The organism is Tenacibaculum sp. MEBiC06402 (assembly GCF_049239625.1).
GTDB lineage: Bacteria > Bacteroidota > Bacteroidia > Flavobacteriales > Flavobacteriaceae > Polaribacter.
The window spans coordinates 237,772-257,164 of sequence record NZ_JBMKKT010000104.1 but is presented as its reverse complement, the minus strand read 5'-3'; the positions used below and the strand labels follow the sequence as shown (position 1 = coordinate 257,164).

Genomic DNA, 19,393 nt, shown 5'->3' with positions numbered 1-19,393 from the left:
ATTAATTATCAACTTCTGAAATACCTATTAAAGTTTCCGAATATCAAAAATGCTCTGATTTTTTATGAATCAGTTCAATTATTTTTCTTCCTCTCGCTTTACAAGCTTTGTTTTCATGAATTACTTTAGTACGTAATAAATGCTCTAATTCTTCGTTTATCCAATTTCTTTTTGAAGCGAACAAATAAAGCGTTTGCATGCTGTAAGCTTTAACCGAGGCTTTTTGTTGACCAAGTAACCAATCAAAACAGTTTTCTATTATTTTATCTATCTCACTTTCTTTTAAAGCAATTTTCACAGCGTTTTCTCTATTATTGGTATATGCCGTGGCTAAATGTTCGCATATTTTGGCACAGGTTCTAACAGCTGCATCTAAATGTAGGTGTTGTAAGCCTTTTGTAAAAGTTGATAAATATGGTAAGATATAATCAAGACTATAATGAGTACAAATCCATTCTAAAATCCATGCTGCCTTAATTGAAAGCTTATCATTCACCGAAAATGTTAAATCTATTAGGTGTCGAATCAATTCTGGCTGTTCCAATACAATAATTGCAGCTTTATTTCGATTTACTTTTTTAGGATTTTCTATACTGTTCAATACAGAAATCAAAAAATCAATACTCATATTGGTATGGTTTGTGTACTTTTACATTATAATTACTAAATATAAGGACAAAAGAAAGAAAGAATGATAAAAGTTAACTTGTTAATTGTCTTAAGTTTTGTAGTATGTTCATTCACTGCATTTAGTCAAAAAACGAACCAGTTTGATGCAAATGGTAAACGTGATGGTATTTGGAAAAAATACTATGATAATGGTGATGTAAGATATGAAGGAGAGTTCAAAAATGGAAAAGAAATAGGAACATTCACTTTTTATAATCGAGGTTCTTCTTATCCAGCGATTGTTAAAATTTTTTCGAATACTTCAGATACAGCTTCGGTTAAATTCTATGATAAAACTAGAATAAAAACCAAAGGTAAAATGGTTGGAAAGAAAAGAGTTGGGAAATGGATTTATTATTTTGCCGATGGTAAACGTGTTTTTTCTGAAGAGAATTATGTTGATGGTGTTTTACATGGAGTTGTAAAAAACTACTACGATAATGGAAATCTTACGGAAGAAACTTATTATAAAGACGGAAAAAAGCACGGCACTTCAAAAATTTATACGGAAAGCGGAATTCTCATTGAGGATGTAAATTACGAGAATGGTAAACTTAACGGTTTAGCAAAATACTTTGATATCAAAGGTATAATTAAAGAAAAAGGGATGTATGCAGATGGAGAAAGAAAGGGAAAATGGGAGTTTTATATCGACGGTGAAATATCAAAAAAGGGGAGACCTAGAAAGAATTTACTGAAGAATGATAATGAACCCGAAGAAGAGGAAGAATAATAAAGGAACTTCTTATAATTTTCTTCTATAAGCTTATCAGTTTTACGCATACGAAAAACAGATTCTTATTCGTAAATTTGCACCCTAAATTCAACAAAATATGAAACGAGTTGTAGTTGGACTTTCAGGTGGTGTAGATAGTAGTGTTACAGCATATTTATTAAAAGAGCAAGGATACGATGTAATCGGATTATTCATGAAGAATTGGCATGATGATTCTGTTACTATTTCTGATGAATGTCCTTGGTTGGAAGATAGCAATGATGCTATGATTGTTGCTGAAAAATTGGGAATTCCTTTTCAAACTGTTGATTTAAGCGAACAATACAAAGAGCGTATTGTGGATTATATGTTTGATGAATACGAAAAAGGAAGAACTCCTAATCCAGATGTTTTATGTAATAGAGAGATTAAGTTTGATGTATTTATGGATATTGCATTAAGCTTGGGAGCAGATTATGTTGCTACTGGTCACTACTGTAGAAAAGAAGAAGAAATTATTGACGGAAAGCCAGTTTATAAGTTATTAGCTGGAAAAGACGGAAACAAAGATCAATCTTATTTTCTTTGTCAGTTGTCGCAAGAACAATTGTCAAAAGCATTATTTCCCGTTGGTGAATTAACAAAACCTGAAGTAAGAGAAATAGCTAAAGAAGCTGATTTGATTACGGCAGAAAAGAAAGATTCACAAGGATTGTGTTTTATAGGAAAAGTTCGTTTACCTGATTTTCTTCAACAAAAATTACAACTAAAAGAAGGAGTTATCGTACAAGTTCCAGATTCTTTTGATGCTTACCATAAACCACTACCTAGATTTGAAAATAAGCAAGCAGAGTTAGCTTACAAATCAAAGAAGTTTGAGTATGCAGTTACTGATGGAAAAGTAGTAGGAAAACATCAGGGAGCACATTATTTTACAAAGGGACAACGTAAAGGTTTAGCTGTTGGAGGAACGAAAGAACCATTGTTTGTAATTGAAACAGACGTTGATGAAAATATAATCTTTACGGGTGAAGGAAAAAATCACAAAGGATTGTATAGAAATGTGTTGTTTGTTTCAAATGAAGAATTGCATTGGGTTCGTGAAGATTTAGCTTTGAAAACGGATGAAACTATGGAAGTTGAAGCAAGAATTCGTTATCGTCAACCTTTAGAAAAAGCGACGTTGCACAAAGTTGAGAGTGGTTTATTTGTTGAATTTGAAAATCCACAATCGGCAATTCAAGAAGGACAATTTGTGGCTTGGTATGGTAGCGAAGAGCTTTTAGGTTCGGGTGTTATTTCGTAGTTTCGCTACATGCAAAACAAAATCACACAACTTTTTAATATACAATATCCAGTTATCCAAGGTGGAATGATTTGGGTATCAGGATGGAAATTAGCTTCGGCGGTCTCAAACGCTGGAGGATTAGGTTTAATTGGTGCGGGATCGATGTATCCTGACGTGTTAAGAGAACACATTCAAAAATGTAAAAAAGCAACTGATAAACCTTTTGGTGTAAATGTACCAATGTTGTATCCTGATATCGAACAAATTATGGATATAATTGTTGAAGAAGGAGTGAAAATTGTCTTCACGTCAGCAGGTAATCCAAAAACATGGACATCTTTTTTAAAGGAAAAAGGAATAACAGTAGTTCATGTAGTAAGTTCAGTAAAATTTGCTTTAAAGGCTGAAGCAGCCGGAGTTGATGCTGTAGTTTGTGAAGGTTTCGAAGCAGGCGGACATAATGGTAGAGAAGAAACTACTACGTTCACGTTAATTCCTATGGTAAAAGAACAGATTAAAATTCCTGTAATTGCTGCTGGAGGAATTGGATCGGGTAGGGGAATGTTAGCTGCAATGGTTTTAGGAGCTGACGGAGTTCAAATAGGAAGTCGATTTGCGGCTACTCTAGAATCCTCTGCGCATGACCGTTTTAAAGATACCATTGTCAAAGTAAAAGATGGAGATACTTATGTAACATTAAAAGAATTAGCTCCAGTTCGATTAGTGAGAAATAAGTTTTTTAATGATGTTCAAGAGTTGTATCAAAAAGGACCATCTGTTGAAGAATTAAAATCTTTATTAGGAAGAGCAAGAGCGAAACGCGGAATGTTTGAGGGTGATTTAGAAGAAGGCGAATTAGAAATAGGTCAAATTGCTGGATTGATTCATGAAATAAAACCTGCAAAACAAGTCTTAGAGGAAATTATATCAGAATATACCGAAGTGAAAAATGGTTTATAAAAAAAAGAGCTTCAAAATGAAGCTCTTTTTTTTATTATTAAAAGTTCACATAGTCAACTATCTCCAATCCGTAACCAATCATTCCAACACGTTTTTCTTGTTTGGTGTTCGATACTAAACGAAGTTTATGGATGTTTAAATCATGTAATATTTGCGCTCCAATTCCGAAATCTTTATTGTCAAAAGCAATTGCTGGAGCTTTCATTTCTCCTTTTTCTTGGTTTTCTTTTAAACCTTTTAATCTATTTAATAAGTTCAAAGATTGATTTTGCTGATTAATAAATAAAATAGCTCCTCGTCCTTCTTCATTTATCACATTAAACATTCTATCTAACTTTTTATCTGCATCATTAGTTAAGGTTCCAAGAATGTCATTATTAACCAAGTTTGAGTTTACACGAGTTATAATAGGTTCGTTTTTGCTCCAAGTACCTCTTGTTAAAGCTATATGAATTTGATTGTTCGTTGTTTGTTCATAGGCTCTTAGTCTGAACTCTCCAAAACGCGTTTGAACTGTGAAATCTTCTTTCTTCTCGATTAAAGAATCGTGCTCCATTCTATAAGCAACTAAATCTTCAATTGAAACAATTTTTAAATCAAACTTTTGGGCAACTTTAATTAGTTGAGGTAAACGAGCCATTGTACCATCTTCATTCATGATTTCCACAATAACTCCTGCTGGTTGTAAACCTGCCAAACGAGCGAAATCAATGGCAGCTTCAGTATGTCCTGTTCTTCTTAAAACACCGCCTTCTTTTGCTTTTAAAGGAAAAATATGTCCTGGTCTAGCTAAATCAAAAGGTTTTGTATTCTTGTCAATCAAAGCCTCAATAGTTTTAGATCTATCAGAAGCAGATATTCCGGTAGTAACACCTTTACCTCTTAAATCAACAGAAACAGTAAAAGCAGTTTCCATAGGATCGGTATTGTTGTTTACCATCATCCCTAACTCTAATTCTTTACATCTATTTTCAGTTAGAGGAGTACAAATTAATCCTCTACCATGAGTTGCCATAAAATTGATCATTTCTGGTGTTACCTTCTCAGCTGCTGCTAAAAAATCACCTTCATTTTCTCTATCCTCATCATCAACAACAATAATCACCTTACCAGCTCTTATGTCATTAATTGCTTCTTCAATAGTGTTTAATTGAATTTTTTGAGTAGTTTGTGTTGCCATGAGTTTTATGATGTTTCCCTTTTTTTAAATGGGAATATTTTAATGAAAAAGTTTTTAATTCTGACAAAAAAACTGTTGATGTCAAACAGACCTTTGTCTTGTGTTGCTCTAATAGTTAAAATAAGTGCCAAAGGTAACATAATACAGACAGCTAACCAAGAGCCAGCAATAGCAGATAAAGTACTTTCTTCTGCCATATTTCGTCCAAATGTATTTGTAAAAAAGTATAAAACATAAATACCTATAGCCAAAATCATAGGCAATCCCATTCCTCCTTTACGAATAATAGAACCTAAAGGTGCACCTATAAAAAATAGAATTAAGCAGGATAAAGAAAAAGCTACTCTGTTGTAGAATTCTATATCATATAAGTTCAAAACTTTTCTTCTGTATTTAAATGAATTTTTATTAGCGCTGAAGTTATTAATCGTTCGATCAATTTTTGATATTGCCGAATTAACAACGTCACGTTGCTTCAATAATTCAAAGTTGTCTAATATGTTGCTGGAAAGTTTTTCATTCACTAAAGAATCTGGAAGTTTGTATAGGTCTTCAGCTTCGCTATTTCGATACAAGCTTTTTGCTCTTGAGGTAACATACTCGTCATATCCTACCTTTAAATTAGGCAGTGTATCTTTGAGCTGTTTCAAGCTAAGCATGTTAAAGTTTTTGGTATGCTTAATTTGATCTAAATCATCATCTGTAAAAGAGGAGATATCAATATTCAGAATATATTCATCAAAATCGGCATATGATGCTTTCATTCTAAATCGCTCTTTATAGGCTGATTTATCATTGACATGGTGTTCATAAAAATGACCATCATTTAATTTTAAAGTCATGTAGCGACTTCCTTCCTCAGAAATTAACTCACCGTGTTTTGCAGAGATAATTTTATTGTTTCCTTTTTTTGCTGATAAATCATAGATTAAAACATTTTTAAGAAGATTATCTTCTTTTCCATACTTTTCATCAAACTTTATTTGATAATTGGGAATATCAGCATTAAAACTCCCAGGAACTAAAGCTAGGGCTGGTTGTTTCTTTCGGATGTTAATTTTTAAATTGATTTGTTTTAAAATTGCATAAGGATATACATAGTTCAGAAAAACAAAGTTTAATCCACTCATAATAAAAGCAAAGAAGACAAGTGGTCGCACCATGCGTTGTAAAGAAACTCCAGCAGACTTAGCAGCAGCAAATTCATAATTTTCTGATAAACTACCCAAAGTCATAATTGAGGACAGCAACACTCCAATCGGTAGTGCTTGCGGAGCCACAATAAGTGTGGTATACCATAAAAATTTTAAAATAATTCCAATACTAATTCCCTTACCTGCTAAATCGTCAAAAGCTAGCCATAAAGCTTGCATTACCAAAACAAATAGAATGATAAAGAAGGTAGCTAAAAAAGGAATTAAAAAACTTTTTAATATATACTTATCTAGTCTTTTCACGAATACAAATGTAGTGAGCTTAGCTGTAATAAACACAAAAGTTTTGTTAATTGCCAAAAAAGCTATTAACAAAACTTTGTTAATGTATTTTAAATATTCTTAATCTACTAAATACCCCATCTTTTCATATTTAGACTTATCAAAAGAGAATAAGTTTTCTGAGATAGGTTGGTCACTTTTAAACTTATTGATTGTGAATGTGGTAACTGCACCGTTCGATCCAATTTGAATAAGTTTATAGATATGTTTGGTTTTAGCATCTATTCCTAATTGTACTTTTACAATATCCGAATTGCTATCAATAGGAGTCAAATCAACATACTGAACTTTACGTCCTTTATTGTTTTTTATTGACCCCATAGAGTAATTATATCCTTCTTTGTAGAAAGTTAATAATTTTGAAGGGTAAATAAATCCATCTTCTTCCTCCAAATCACCATCTGTTATCGTCACTTCCTTTTCTTCCTTGTTAATAACCACAAGTTTTTTTCCGTTAAAGACAAACTTATTTCCTAAATAATCTAAGTTGTATTTTTCTCCTGCGATAGTAATGTTTCCACGAATTGGTGGATCGTTTGTTATGCCAGCTTCTTCATTCACTAGAGTAGAGGTAAAGCCAATAGTCATATTTTTATAGGCACCCATTTTAGAAGATACTTCATCTAATAACGCTTTAGCTTGTCCAGAGGTATCTTGAGCTGTTACATTTATTCCTACTATCAATGCGATTAATAATAATCCTACTTTTCTCATATATATTTACGTTTCGTTAAAATGGTCTATTTAGTTTTTTCGTTTTCTAATAATTGTTCTAAAGCAATTAAATCAGGAACTAAAACCTGTCTAGCTTTACTACCTTCAAAAGGTCCCACAATTCCTGCTGCCTCTAATTGGTCGATAAGCCTACCAGCTCTGTTATATCCTAATTTTAATTTTCTTTGTAATAATGATGCTGAACCTTGCTGTGCTGTAACAATAACTTGGGCAGCTTCATTAAACAATTTATCTCGATCTGAAATGTCTATATCAAGATTTGTGCCACCTTCTTCACCAACATATTCTGGTAATAAATAAGCCTCAGGATAAGCACGTTGCGAACCAATAAAATCTGTGATTTTTTCAACTTCTGGAGTGTCAACAAAAGCACACTGAATACGTGTAATATCATTTCCTCCAGAATAAAGCATATCACCACGTCCAATTAACTGGTCAGCTCCAGGTGCATCTAAAATAGTTCTACTATCGATTTTAGAAGTAACTCTAAATGCAATTCGAGCAGGGAAATTTGCTTTTATAATACCTGTAATTACATTTACAGATGGACGTTGAGTTGCAACAATTAAATGAATACCAATTGCTCTGGCTAATTGAGCCAATCTGGCGATAGGTGTTTCTACTTCTTTACCTGCGGTCATAATTAAATCAGCAAATTCATCAATAACTAGTACTATATATGGTAAGAATTGATGTCCGTTTTCTGGATTTAATTTTCTTGCTTTGAATTTCGCATTATACTCTTTTATGTTTCTAACCATTGCTGATTTTAATAAATCATAACGATTATCCATTTCAATACACAAAGAGTTTAATGTATTGACAACTTTTGAGGTATCAGTTATAATAGCTTCTTCGCTATCTGGAAGTTTCGCTAAATAATGACGTTCAATTTTATTGAATAAAGTAAGTTCTACTTTTTTAGGATCAACAAGTACAAATTTTACTTCTGCTGGATGTTTTCTATATAAAAGTGATGTTAAAATAGCATTTAAACCAACCGATTTACCTTGACCAGTTGCACCGGCCATAAGTAAGTGTGGCATTTTAGCTAAATCAACAACAAAGGTTTCATTGGAGATAGTTTTTCCTAAAGCTAAAGGAAGTTGCATTTGACTTTCTTGAAATTTCTTTGAAGTAATTGCCGAATGCATTGAAACTGTCGTAGACTTTTTATTTGGTACTTCAATACCAATGGTTCCTTTTCCTGGAATTGGAGCAATGATACGAATTCCTAGAGCTGAAAGAGATAATGCAATATCGTCTTCTAGGTTTTTAATTTTTGATATTCTAATACCAGCTTCCGGAACTATTTCATATAATGTAATTGTTGGACCAACGGTAGCTTTTATCTGAGAAATTCCAATCTTATAATTCTTTAAAGTTTCAACAATTTGATTTTTGTTTACCTCTAATTCCTCAGGGTCAATTGAAATGCTTTCGTTGTATTGTTTTAATAAATTGAATGTTGGAAATCTGAATTGACCTAATTCTAAGGTAGGGTCAAATTCACCAAAATCTTTAACCAGTTTATCGGATAAGTTTTCTGTAACACTTTTTTCCTCAGCTACTTGCTCAATTGCAATTTCTACCTCATTTTCATTTGGTTTTTCGACCTTCTTAATATTAAGTAAATCTGAATCGTCCTCTTTTGGAGCTGAATCTTTTGAAATTCCGGAGTGATTATTAATTGTAGGTTGAAGGTTTTCAACAGATAATTCAAATTCGGACTTATCTTCTTTAATCGGCTCCTCAGTTACTAGATTTATCGTTTCTTCGGTTTTAATTGGATTTTCTACTTCACTAGCAATTTCTTTTTCTGGTCTTTTAAATCTTTCGCTAATTCCTTCTGGAGTTAATTTAAAGCGAACTACTAAATATGAAATTAAGAAGAAAGTTAAAACAATTGCTAAACCAGTTCTTCCAATGAAAGTTCTGATATATTCATTCAATTCAAATCCAACAACACCAGATAAGAGAGCGTATTTCTTTTCAACGAAACCAAGAGCGATTGAAACCCACAACATGTTAAATAAACCCCAGTTCCATTTAGAAACCATGCTTTTAATTCCCTTTTGCAGTAAGAAGCTAACTCCTGTTAAAAAAATCAGAAAAGGAAGAATAAAAGCAGCGAGCCCGAAACCGTTATAAATAAAAATATGACTAAGTTTTGAACCTATTTTTCCCAATAGGTTCTTTGCTTTAATCTGTTTATCGGAAAATTCAGTTAGAATACTTTGATCATCTTGCCATGAAAAGAAAAAAGAAATAAAAGCAATACACAAGAAGGCAGCGAATAGAATAAAGAATGCTCCTAAAATTGTTTGTGTTTGTCTGTTTTTAAAGAAATCTGAAACTTGCTTAAAAACAGAGGGTTTGCTTACTTTTTTTGTCTTTTTTGAAACGCTTTTTTTAACCATTTAATTGAATAAAATTAGACTGGTAAATATAGAAATATTACAAAAATAAGACGATTATTTTTGGAACGTATATTATAGAACCCACAATTAAAGAAATTATTGCAGCAAATCCAGCTGCTCCAGCTGCAACATCTTTTATAGTTCCGATTTTGTCATGGTATTCAGGATGAATAAAATCGGCAATCTTTTCAACGGCTGTATTAAGAGCTTCAGCCACTAGTACAAGTCCAGTAACAGTTAATTGAAGCATCCATTCGGTTGCTGAAATACCAAAAACAAAACCCAAGATTACGGCAAAAAGCCCAATAAAAAATTGGGCTTTGATACTATCTTCAGTGGTTGCTAGTATGAGAATTCCTTTAAGAGCATACGTAACTCCTTTAAGTCTTCTTTTTATAAAACCATCTTTATTATCTGTCATTATAAAGCTTTTAAAGCCTTTTCATAGTTTGGTTCATCTACAATTTCAGGTACTTGTTCAGTATGTGTTATTTCTCCGTTTTCATTAATTACAACGATGCAACGTGAATGTAAACCGTTTAAAGGACCATCAACAAATTCTAATCCGTAATTTTTTCCAAAATCTCCAGAAACAAAATCTGATAACATTTCAACATTTTCTATTCCTTCAGCACCACAAAAACGTCCTTGAGCAAAAGGTAAATCTCTAGAAATGCATAAAACTTTTGTGTTATCTAACTCAGCGGCTTCTTTGTTGAAATTTCGAACAGATGTAGCACATGTTCCAGTGTCAACACTTGGGAAAATATTTAAAATTAATTTTTTGCCTTTGTAATCATTTAATGATTTAACAGATAAATCAGTAGCAACTAATTTAAAATCGGGTGCTTTAGAATTTACTTGTGGTAATGTTCCGTTTGTATTTGCTTTACTTCCTTGTAGAGTTACTGTAGCCATGTTTTAGATTTTTTATTCTTATCAAAAATAATTAAAATCTACTAACTTTAAACTATCTTCGCCTACTTATTCCTTGGAAAAATAACAGTGAATTTATCAAGTTACACATCAGAGTTTACATATAACTGGAAATTAGCGGCGCCAGTAATGTTAGGTATGCTAGGGCATACTTTTGTGAGTTTTATTGATAATATTATGGTTGGTCAATTGGGAACCGCGGAGCTCGCAGCTGTTTCCTTGGGTAATAGTTTTATGTTTATCGCAATGTCTTTAGGAATTGGGTTTTCTACCGCAATAACTCCGTTAATAGCTGAAGCCGATGCGTCTGAAAATTTCAATAAGGCAAAATCAACATTTAAACACGGATTGTTTTTATGTACCACTTTAGGGATATTAATGTTTCTGATGGTTTTTTTCTCGAAACCATTGTTGTATTTCATGAAACAACCTGATGAAGTAGTTGAGTTGGCAATTCCTTATTTAGATTTAGTCGCTTTTTCGTTGATTCCGTTAATTGTATTTCAGGCTTTTAAACAATTTAGTGATGGAATGTCGATGACAAGATACCCTATGTATGCCACAATTGTTGCCAATGTAGCCAATGTAGTTTTGAACTATTTATTAATTTTTGGAAAGTTTGGATTTCCAGAATTAGGAATTGTTGGTGCGGCTTATGGAACGTTATTGTCGCGTTTTATCATGGTAATATATTTATGGTGGTTGTTGACGAAAAAAGAGAGAACTCAAAAATTAGTTACAAACATTAAAATATTTGTTTTAGAGAGTAAAATGCTCAAAAAGATTATAAATCTAGGAGCACCTAGTGCAATGCAAATGTTTTTTGAGGTAGCTATTTTTACGGCTGCCATTTGGTTAAGTGGATTATTAGGAAAAAATCCACAGGCAGCAAATCAAATAGCGTTGAATTTATCATCAATGACATTTATGGTTGCAATGGGATTAAGTGTTGCTGCAATGGTTAGAGTTGGAAATCAAAAAGGACTTCAAAATTATATTGAATTAAGAAGAATAGCATTTTCTATCTTTTTATTAGGAGTGATTTTAGCAATTGGTTTTGCTATTGTTTTCTTTCTTTTCCATGAGAGTTTACCAAAAATTTACGTGGATTTAAATGATGCAAAGAATTTTGAAGATAATATGGAAGTGATAAAAATAGCGGCTAACTTATTAATTGCTGCAGCTTTCTTTCAGATTAGTGACAGTATACAGGTTATGGTTTTAGGAGCTTTAAGAGGTTTGCAAGATGTCGCTATTCCAACAATAATTACTTTTATTTCATATTGGTTAATAGGGTTTCCAATAAGTTTTTTCTTAGGAAAAGAGCAAGCTTACGGAAGTTTTGGAATTTGGCTGGGGCTTTTAGCAGGATTAACATCTGCTTCAATATTACTATTTTTACGCTTTAATTATTTAACAAGAAAATTGATTAATACAAAACATAATGAACTTACCTAAATTTTTATTAGCTGATAATAGCAATCATCCAGAAGATATATTTGTATTACATACTGAATATCCTCGTTTTTTAATCAATTTGAAGGATGACTCTGTGGAATGGTTTGAAGACCTTGAGGGAGAAAATGAGCAGGAGTTAGCAAATGAACTAGAAAGCTTGATTGATCAAGCAGGAAAATTTTACGATTCTGAAATGGAAGAACTTGAATAGAAAATTTTTACATCTATTCAATAAAGAAAGGAATTTCCCATTCTGAGGAAGTTCCTTTGGAAATTTTTATCATGTTCTTTCCAATATTTAGATCGCTTACGTTGATATAGGTTACTAGACCAAATTGTTGAGTTCTTTCATGTAGCGTGTTTAAAAAATCTGATAAAACAGGTTTATCATTTAAAGTAATTAAAATGTACTTTTGATAGCACTCATTAATTATTTTGGGTGCCTCTTTACTGTTAAGGTTATCGAGATTGTAGCCACAGAACTTTTCTCTTTTCTTATTTTCATATGTAAATAAAGGAATAAAAACCTTCATAAGTTTCCCATCAATGACATCTGATTCTATTTCTGGGTTTAGGAGATAGGAATTATCAATATTATTTGTTTGATAGTAAGTCGGATGAATAAGGTCTTTTTGAAAGTATTTTTTTGGATTAATTAAATATAGAATGTTGGTTTTATCTAGTTGATAAAAAGAAGCAAATGCACCACTTAAAAGAAAAACAATCATTAAGAAAACGAGTCTTTTCTTCTTTTTAAAATTTGACCCGAATATCATATTAACTTGAAGAATTGATTTGTACAATGGCCCAAACATTATCGCCGAAACTAGATTGTTAACCTTAAATGAAAAGATTTGTACATGATGTTTTTCGTGATTGACTTTGAGGTTTGCATATATTGAAACAATCATTTGAAGTATGATTAAGAAACAAAGTATATAAAGTGGTATTAATAAAAATATCGTTGGGATACTCTCAAAAAATGTATTATATATCAATAAGTATAGGCTAGATATGATTGCAGCATTTGCATAAATCAACAAAAATGTAAAAGCTGCCGAAAAAATAACACTGCATAATTCATCTACCTTTTCTATAGAGTCTTTTACTTTGGGTAAAATTGAAATAATTTTTTCAGTATAAATTTTTGAATAGGCACTATCTTCAATACTATAATCGGGAAAAACGGAATTTAAACCAACCAATCCAATCCAGTAAGCTCTTAAACAAAAATGAATTATAAACATGGACGCCAAAATGCTGATGGCAAATAAACCAAAGAAAACGACCATATATGCGGCTAAATGTAGACTAGGATCAACAATATCTATAAACTTATTTGTTATCCAAGTTATGATACTAAATAATTTAAAAGTACCAAATATTGCCACAGCCGATACTAAAAGCTCTGCTTCCCAGCTTTCATCTTTTAATTTTTGAAGCCACTGTTTTGAGTTTGAGGTTGAGGTTTTTTCCATTATAGGTTACTTTTTTACGAATATATACTATTTTGGTAAACAGCTCAATTTATTAATGGTAATTGTAAGACTGTTAAAACTTTAATAAATAAAATTATTTTTGTTTACTAATTAATTATATTTGTTAAACAAAAATCAATTAACATGAAATCATTACTATTAAAATGTCTCGCCATTACGCTTATTCTTGGGTTTACCAAACCAGAAGAAGTTCAAGATTTTCAGGGTAAAGCTATTTATTTTTCCAAGGCTAAGTTAGAGTTAGGTAGGTTCGGAGCAAGAATGAGTGAAGCACAAAAAAAGCAGATAAAAGCTCGTTTAAAAAATAGATTAGAGAAAGAATATGTATTAAACTTCAACAAAAAAGAATCATTTTTCAAAGAAGAAGAGAAAATTGATGCGATTTCAGGAGCAACGGATTCTTGGGGAAAGAACTTTTCTCAGGGAGATCAGTATAAAAATGTGCAAGATAATGAGTTGATTCAAAGCCAAGAGTTCTATGGTAAACGCTTTTTAGTAAAAGATAAGCTTCAGAAGATTGATTGGAAAATAGAGAAAGAATCAAAAAAAATAGGTAATTATTTATGTTTTAAAGCAACAGCCGTTGTTCCTACGAAAGAATTAACTTGGTATGATTTTTCTTGGAGCGATTTAAGAAAAGCTGAAGTGAAAAAAGATTCTTTAGGGAATGATATTCAACCACAAATAGAAATGACCACAGTAGAGGCTTGGTATACTCCGCAAATTCCAGTAAGCCATGGACCGGGAGAATATTGGGGATTACCAGGGTTAATCTTAGAAGTCACTGCAGGAAGTAGAGTAATGCTATGTTCTAAAGTAGTTATTAATCCAAAAGATAAAATAGAAATTATTGCACCTGAAAAAGGTAAAGAAATTACAAAAGTAGCATACCAAGAAGTTATCAAAGGAAAGATGATCGAAATGAGAAATAACCGAGGTAGAAGAAGAAGGTAACTTGATATTAATACTCGGAATCATCAAACTAAACAACATGAAAAAAATTACATTGCTATTTTGCTTACTTGCAGTAAATAGCATATTTGGTCAAATAACAATGAAAGGAGTTGTTAGAGACACACTTAAAAAACCTTTAGATTTAGCGAATATTATAGCGATTAATCAAGAAACAAGTGTTTTAGAATCGTACGGAATTACTGATGTAAATGGTAATTATTCGTTAAAGCTAAAAAAGAATAAGAGCTACAAGATTCAAATTAGTTACATAGGAATGAAAACTTTTGAAGAAGTAATTTCTGTAAAAGAGGTAAACATGACTAAAGATTTTGTTTTGCAGCCAGATAATTCTTTGGACGAGGTTGAGATTACTTATGAAATGCCTGTGACCATTAAAGGAGATACTTTAATTTATAATGCAGATTCTTTTAAAAATGGAACAGAACGAAAACTTGAAGATGTTCTTGAAAAATTACCTGGAGTTGAAATTAATGAAGATGGACAAGTTGAAGTAGAAGGGAAGGTGGTGAATAAGCTTATGGTAAATGGTAAAGACTTTTTCGATGGTGATACAAAATTGGCGACCAAAAATATTCCATCAAACGCTGTAGATAAAATTCAAGTACTTCGAAATTATGCAGAAGTAGGACAATTAAGTAGTGTGAGAAATAATCAAGATAATGTTGCTTTAAACATCAAATTGAAAAAGGGTAAAGAAAATTTTTGGTTTGGAAATGTTACTGTTGGAGGAGGTTCTTCTCCGGATGAAGGATTATACTTAGTACAACCAAAACTCTTTTATTACAGTCCGAAGTACAGTATTAATTTTATTGGAGATGTGAATAATATTGGAGAAGTAGCTTTAAATAGAAGAGATATTAGAGGTTTTGGTGGTGGATTTAGAGCTCCGAGTAGGAGTAGTGGTACTAGTATAAACCTTGGAGATAATAGTTTGAACTTTCTAACAAATCAAAATAATGCTTTAAAGATTGAGAATAATTTGGCAACAGCAAATTTTAGTTATTCTCCTAAATCAACTTTAGACTTAAGCGGATTTGTTATTTATAATAATAGTAAGATCTTATCTAGAGAAACGAGTTTTGTTCAATACACAAATCAAGAATTAGGAATTCCTGATGAACAAACAGATCAATCAAGTACGGAGAGATCGGATCAAGGTTTGGTGAAATTTAGCGCTTCATATAAACCAAACGTAAACAATCAAGTAGATTATGATGTAATTGGTAGAATTTCAAAAGATACACAAGATCAAAATTTGTTTTCATCAGTTATCGGAACAACTGCTCAGTTAGACGAGGTAACTCCTTACAGTATTAATCAGAATTTGAATTACTACTATACATTAGATGAGAATAATATTTTCGCTTTTGAAGCTCAGCATTTATTCAAAAATGAAGATCCATTTTATAGTGCAGTTTTAACGAATACATCAGCAAATAATGATCCTTTCGATTCGACAGCAGATGCTCTAGGATTGGATACTACTCAGGATAATTATAATATTAATCAGAATAGAAGAATCAAATCCAACCAATTAGATGCGAAGTTAGATTATTACAATTTGATCAATACGAAGAGTAATATTAATCTAACATTTGGAACTATTATAAGTAGTCAAAAATTCAATTCTAATATATTTCAATTTTTGAATGACGGAACAACGTTCAATCCAACACCAACAATTAATGACTCAAAGATTGTAAACGATATTGAGTATAATTTTAGTGATATTTATTTAGGAGTACATTATCGATTAAAAGCCGGTAAATTTACATTAACCCCAGGTTTTTCATTGCATGCTTATGGAAATACAAATACACAATTTGGTCAAGAATTTGGAGAGGATTTCTTTAGAATATTACCTGATTTTGAAACGAGAATTCAGTTTAAGAAAAGTGAAGCATTAACTTTTAGATATGAAATGAGAAATCAGTTTACCGATGTTACTCGTTTAGCAGAAGCTTTGGTTTTTAACAACTTCAATAGTATTCAGTTTGGAGAACCAGAATTACAGAATGCATTATCTCATAATTTAAGTTTATTCTATAGTAGTTTTAATTTGTTTAATTACACAAATGTTTTTGCACGAGCTTCTTATTCGAGTAATATCGATCAAATTAGAAGTTTAACAACCTTTGAAAATGTAATTCGAACAAGTACATTTTTCAATTCTAATTTTGCAGATGAAAATGTAAATCTTTTTGGTAGAGTACAAAGAACGTTTGGAAAATTTAGAACAAGTTTGAATGTTAATCTGAACTATAGTAAAATCAATCAGTTCATTCAAGGTATTCAGTCATTAAATGAAGGATTTACGCAAACTTATACACCAGGAGTAAGAACAAATTATTTAGAAGCTCCGAATGTAAGTTTCAGATATAGATACAGTGTTACTAATAACAACCAAGGAAGTAGAAAAACTACTTTTATAACAAATGCTCCTTCGGTTGAATTTGATGCTTATTTATGGAAATCTGTAACGTTTAGAACAAATTATACGTATACAAATCAAGATTTAGGAGACGGAAACTCACAATCATTCCAAAATTGGGATGCAACCATATCGTACAGGAAAGATAGAGACGCAAAATGGGAATATGAAATCAAAGCCACCAACTTATTAGATATAGATTCTCAGGTGCGAAATAGTGCGAATAATATTTCAGTATTTAGTTCTGAAACATTCATCCAACCCCGATTTATAACATTTAGGTTTGTTTATAACTTATAAACTAAAAATATTGGTTTATTTATTTGAATTAATGAAAACTCAGGCCTAAGTAGCTGCCCAATTTGGGCAGCTTTTTTTATGTTTTATTACAACTTACTTCGCTTTCTGAACTAACTCTAATTTTTCAATTGAAGTTTTAGTAGTGAATAAACCGTAGTTTATAAATGCATTTTTCTTTTCAATTTTATCAATTGTTCCTACAGCATTTCCATCTACTAAGCGAACACGATCCCCAGTTTTAAAAACGTATTCTGATTTTGCTTTGGCAATTTTCTTGGCTTCTTCTTTTTTCTCTTCTCTTACTTTTACAACCTTTTGCAAAACTTCTTTTTCTACTTTTTTAATCGCTTCTTTTTGTTTTTCTGCGATTTCTTTTTCTTTTACTTTTTCAGTTTTTGTCTTCTTTTTTGGCGGATTACGTTTGGTGTATTTTGTTTTTTCAGCAGCAACCCATTTAAAGAAGTTTGTAGATAATTCCTTTTTGTTATTTGTTTGGAAGTACTTGTTTAATAATTCGTTAAGTCTTCTTCCTAGAGATAACATGCGTTGATTGTTATCATATAATTCTTGGAACCCTTCTAGCTTTTCTCTAATCTTAAGTTCTTTTTCTTGTAAACTTTCTAAATGTTCCTGTTCTTTAGATTTTTGTTTCTCAAGAGTATCCGAAGTTTTTTGTAGTCTGTTTCGTTCTTTCTGAAGTTTAGAAATGGTTTTATCTAAACGAACTTTTTCACTTTCAACTCGTTTTTTTGCTCTATTAATTAAGCTATATGGAATTCCGTTTTTCTGAGCGACCTCAAATGTAAATGAACTTCCAGCCTGACCAATAAATAGTTTATACATTGGTTCTAACGTACGTTCATTAAACTGCATATTAGCATTCGTTACATTCTCTAATTCATTCGCTAATACTTTTAAATTTGCATAATGCGTAGTTATAATTCCGAAAGATTTTTGCTTATAAAATTCTTCTAAAAATATCTCCGCTAAAGCACCACCTAACTCAGGATCAGAACCAGTTCCAAATTCATCAATTAAGAATAAAGTGCTGTCGTTACATTTTCTTAAGAAATAACGCATGTTTTTTAAACGATAGCTGTAGGTGCTTAATTGGTTTTCGATAGATTGATTATCTCCAATATCGGTTAAAATCGTGCTGAACAAAGTAGTTTCACTTCTTTCATGAACAGGAATCAATATTCCACTTTGAAGCATTACTTGTAACAATCCAATCGTTTTTAATGTAATACTTTTTCCCCCTGCGTTCGGTCCAGAAATTACAATGATTTGCTGTTTCTCATTTAAAGCTAACGTTTGAGAAATAGTATCAATTCCTTGCTCGTTATTTTTTCTCCATAATATTGGATGATATGCATCTCGGAAATAGATTTTCTTCTCTTTTGTAATTTTAGGCAACAATCCGTTGATAGCTTGCGCGTATTTTGCTTTCGCCGCCACTAAATCTAAATGAATTAGAAATGATATATATTCTTCTAATAAAGGTGTAAATGGTCTAATCTCCTCAGCTAAAGCTCGTAAAATTTTAATAACCTCTTGCTTTTCTTCATAAAGTAGATTTTGTAATTCTCTACTAAAAGAAAGAGTTGCTTGTGGAGCTATGTAAACAATATTTCCTGATTTTGAAGATCCTAATAAACTACCTTTTACTTTTCTACGATGCATTGCCAAAACGGCTAAAACACGCTGATTATCAATAATAGTTTCTTTAATATCATCTAAATAACCACTAGCTAAACTACTATTTAATGCTTTTGAAAAACTTCCTGATATTTTTCCTCTTACAGAGTTTATATCTTTTCTAATTTGCTTTAAAGTAGGAGAGGCGTTGTCTGCTATTTCTCCGTAAGAAGTAATTATTTTTCTAATAGCATCCGAAACAAAAGTGGTGAATTCAATTTCTTCACTTAAATTGAAAAGAGAAGGATAATATTCTTTGAATTTTTTTAAGAATTTCTTTTGCTCATTTACAGTTTCAGTAATAGAAGCAATTTTTAAGAATGCTTCTGGTTCTAAATAACTATTTTCAATATTCAGTCTTTTTATAGATTCAGAAATGTTATCGAAACCGTGATTTGGAATTCTGTTCTCATTTTGAAATGATGCTAAATATTCATTAACTAACTGTAATTCAAAAAACAATTCCTCAGTATCTCCATATGGTGCAATATTTGAAACAGCATTTCTACCAAGTTCTGAAATACAAAACTCGCTTACCTGTTCTAAAACGGTTGCAAACTCTAAATCTTGTAATGTTTTTTCTGATATATTTTTTTTCAATTTCCTATTTTTGAGAACAACAAAAATAACAAG

16 protein-coding genes are annotated in these 19,393 nt (G+C 31.5%); 7 read left to right on the top strand and 9 right to left on the bottom strand.

Translation table 11 applies throughout. The features are described 5' to 3' along the window. Positions 1–43: 43 nt before the first annotated feature. Positions 44–628 (bottom strand): adenylosuccinate lyase, encoded by a 585-nt coding sequence (locus ACOSP6_RS15445; RefSeq protein WP_422093821.1) that lies wholly within the window; start codon positions 626–628, stop codon positions 44–46. 63 nt (positions 629–691) lie between these two features. Here ACOSP6_RS15445 and ACOSP6_RS15440 point away from each other — a divergent pair, with 63 nt between their 5' ends. The 3 genes from ACOSP6_RS15440 (at position 692) to ACOSP6_RS15430 (ending at position 3,632) form a co-directional block, all read left to right on the top strand. Then, on the top strand, positions 692–1,402 hold the full coding sequence (locus tag ACOSP6_RS15440; RefSeq protein WP_422093822.1) for a toxin-antitoxin system YwqK family antitoxin: 711 nt from the start codon (positions 692–694) through the stop codon (positions 1,400–1,402). 100 nt (positions 1,403–1,502) lie between these two features. Further along, positions 1,503–2,690: a tRNA 2-thiouridine(34) synthase MnmA gene (mnmA, locus tag ACOSP6_RS15435; protein WP_422093823.1), complete on the top strand. Its 1,188-nt coding sequence runs from the start codon at positions 1,503–1,505 to the stop codon at positions 2,688–2,690. Between the two features lie 9 nt (positions 2,691–2,699). Then, the gene (locus tag ACOSP6_RS15430) at positions 2,700–3,632 is read left to right on the top strand and encodes an NAD(P)H-dependent flavin oxidoreductase (protein ID WP_422093824.1); all 933 of its coding nucleotides are present in this window, start codon (positions 2,700–2,702) and stop codon (positions 3,630–3,632) included. A 37-nt stretch (positions 3,633–3,669) separates the two neighbouring features. Here the strand turns inward: ACOSP6_RS15430 and ribB are convergent, their stop codons facing one another. The 6 genes from ribB to tpx form a co-directional block, all read right to left on the bottom strand. Continuing rightward, positions 3,670–4,812, bottom strand: coding sequence for a 3,4-dihydroxy-2-butanone-4-phosphate synthase (gene ribB / locus ACOSP6_RS15425; protein WP_422093825.1), 1,143 nt, complete (start codon positions 4,810–4,812; stop codon positions 3,670–3,672). Between the two features lie 5 nt (positions 4,813–4,817). Then, positions 4,818–6,269 (bottom strand): LptF/LptG family permease, encoded by a 1,452-nt coding sequence (locus tag ACOSP6_RS15420; RefSeq protein ID WP_422093826.1) that lies wholly within the window; start codon positions 6,267–6,269, stop codon positions 4,818–4,820. 99 nt (positions 6,270–6,368) lie between these two features. Further along, positions 6,369–7,022: a LolA family protein gene (locus ACOSP6_RS15415; RefSeq protein WP_422093827.1), complete on the bottom strand. Its 654-nt coding sequence runs from the start codon at positions 7,020–7,022 to the stop codon at positions 6,369–6,371. Between the two features lie 26 nt (positions 7,023–7,048). Then, positions 7,049–9,463: a DNA translocase FtsK 4TM domain-containing protein gene (locus tag ACOSP6_RS15410; RefSeq protein ID WP_422093828.1), complete on the bottom strand. Its 2,415-nt coding sequence runs from the start codon at positions 9,461–9,463 to the stop codon at positions 7,049–7,051. Between the two features lie 37 nt (positions 9,464–9,500). Next, entirely contained in the window at positions 9,501–9,884 is a 384-nt protein-coding gene (locus ACOSP6_RS15405) for a diacylglycerol kinase (protein WP_422093829.1), read from the bottom strand. After that, on the bottom strand, positions 9,884–10,381 hold the full coding sequence (tpx, locus tag ACOSP6_RS15400) for a thiol peroxidase (RefSeq protein ID WP_422093830.1): 498 nt from the start codon (positions 10,379–10,381) through the stop codon (positions 9,884–9,886). The genes ACOSP6_RS15405 and tpx overlap by 1 nt, the downstream gene beginning before the upstream one ends. Before the next feature lie 87 nt (positions 10,382–10,468). Here tpx and ACOSP6_RS15395 point away from each other — a divergent pair, with 87 nt between their 5' ends. Both ACOSP6_RS15395 and ACOSP6_RS15390 read left to right on the top strand, forming a co-directional pair. After that, on the top strand, positions 10,469–11,857 hold the full coding sequence (locus ACOSP6_RS15395) for an MATE family efflux transporter (protein ID WP_422093831.1): 1,389 nt from the start codon (positions 10,469–10,471) through the stop codon (positions 11,855–11,857). Continuing rightward, positions 11,844–12,068 (top strand): hypothetical protein, encoded by a 225-nt coding sequence (locus ACOSP6_RS15390; protein WP_422093832.1) that lies wholly within the window; start codon positions 11,844–11,846, stop codon positions 12,066–12,068. Before ACOSP6_RS15395 ends, ACOSP6_RS15390 begins: the two co-directional genes overlap by 14 nt. Before the next feature lie 13 nt (positions 12,069–12,081). Here ACOSP6_RS15390 and ACOSP6_RS15385 read toward each other — a convergent pair whose 3' ends face one another. Beyond that, complete coding sequence (locus ACOSP6_RS15385; protein WP_422093833.1) at positions 12,082–13,335, bottom strand: hypothetical protein; 1,254 nt, start codon at positions 13,333–13,335, stop codon at positions 12,082–12,084. Between the two features lie 144 nt (positions 13,336–13,479). On the opposite strand from ACOSP6_RS15385, the gene ACOSP6_RS15380 reads away from it, so the two are divergent. Together ACOSP6_RS15380 and ACOSP6_RS15375 are read left to right on the top strand one after the other, a co-directional pair. Continuing rightward, complete coding sequence (locus tag ACOSP6_RS15380; RefSeq protein WP_422093834.1) at positions 13,480–14,310, top strand: GLPGLI family protein; 831 nt, start codon at positions 13,480–13,482, stop codon at positions 14,308–14,310. Positions 14,311–14,347: 37 nt separating this feature from the next. Further along, a complete protein-coding gene (locus ACOSP6_RS15375) occupies positions 14,348–17,062 on the top strand; it encodes a carboxypeptidase-like regulatory domain-containing protein (RefSeq protein WP_422093835.1) in 2,715 nt (904 codons plus the stop codon). 93 nt (positions 17,063–17,155) lie between these two features. Here the strand turns inward: ACOSP6_RS15375 and ACOSP6_RS15370 are convergent, their stop codons facing one another. Then, positions 17,156–19,360, bottom strand: a complete 2,205-nt coding sequence (locus ACOSP6_RS15370) for an endonuclease MutS2 (RefSeq protein ID WP_422093836.1) — start codon at positions 19,358–19,360, stop codon at positions 17,156–17,158. Positions 19,361–19,393: the final 33 nt, after the last annotated feature.

What these genes read in the sequence shown, in the direction of transcription:
- ACOSP6_RS15445 (WP_422093821.1), bottom strand. Translation starts at nt 628, where the DNA reads ATGAGTATTGATTTTTTGATTTCTGTATTGAACAGTATAGAAAATCCT.
- ACOSP6_RS15440 (WP_422093822.1), top strand. Translation starts at nt 692, where the DNA reads ATGATAAAAGTTAACTTGTTAATTGTCTTAAGTTTTGTAGTATGTTCA.
- mnmA (WP_422093823.1), top strand. Translation starts at nt 1,503, where the DNA reads ATGAAACGAGTTGTAGTTGGACTTTCAGGTGGTGTAGATAGTAGTGTT.
- ACOSP6_RS15430 (WP_422093824.1), top strand. Translation starts at nt 2,700, where the DNA reads ATGCAAAACAAAATCACACAACTTTTTAATATACAATATCCAGTTATC.
- ribB (WP_422093825.1), bottom strand. Translation starts at nt 4,812, where the DNA reads ATGGCAACACAAACTACTCAAAAAATTCAATTAAACACTATTGAAGAA.
- ACOSP6_RS15415 (WP_422093827.1), bottom strand. Translation starts at nt 7,022, where the DNA reads ATGAGAAAAGTAGGATTATTATTAATCGCATTGATAGTAGGAATAAAT.
- ACOSP6_RS15410 (WP_422093828.1), bottom strand. Translation starts at nt 9,463, where the DNA reads ATGGTTAAAAAAAGCGTTTCAAAAAAGACAAAAAAAGTAAGCAAACCC.
- ACOSP6_RS15405 (WP_422093829.1), bottom strand. Translation starts at nt 9,884, where the DNA reads ATGACAGATAATAAAGATGGTTTTATAAAAAGAAGACTTAAAGGAGTT.
- tpx (WP_422093830.1), bottom strand. Translation starts at nt 10,381, where the DNA reads ATGGCTACAGTAACTCTACAAGGAAGTAAAGCAAATACAAACGGAACA.
- ACOSP6_RS15390 (WP_422093832.1), top strand. Translation starts at nt 11,844, where the DNA reads ATGAACTTACCTAAATTTTTATTAGCTGATAATAGCAATCATCCAGAA.
- ACOSP6_RS15385 (WP_422093833.1), bottom strand. Translation starts at nt 13,335, where the DNA reads ATGGAAAAAACCTCAACCTCAAACTCAAAACAGTGGCTTCAAAAATTA.
- ACOSP6_RS15380 (WP_422093834.1), top strand. Translation starts at nt 13,480, where the DNA reads ATGAAATCATTACTATTAAAATGTCTCGCCATTACGCTTATTCTTGGG.
- ACOSP6_RS15375 (WP_422093835.1), top strand. Translation starts at nt 14,348, where the DNA reads ATGAAAAAAATTACATTGCTATTTTGCTTACTTGCAGTAAATAGCATA.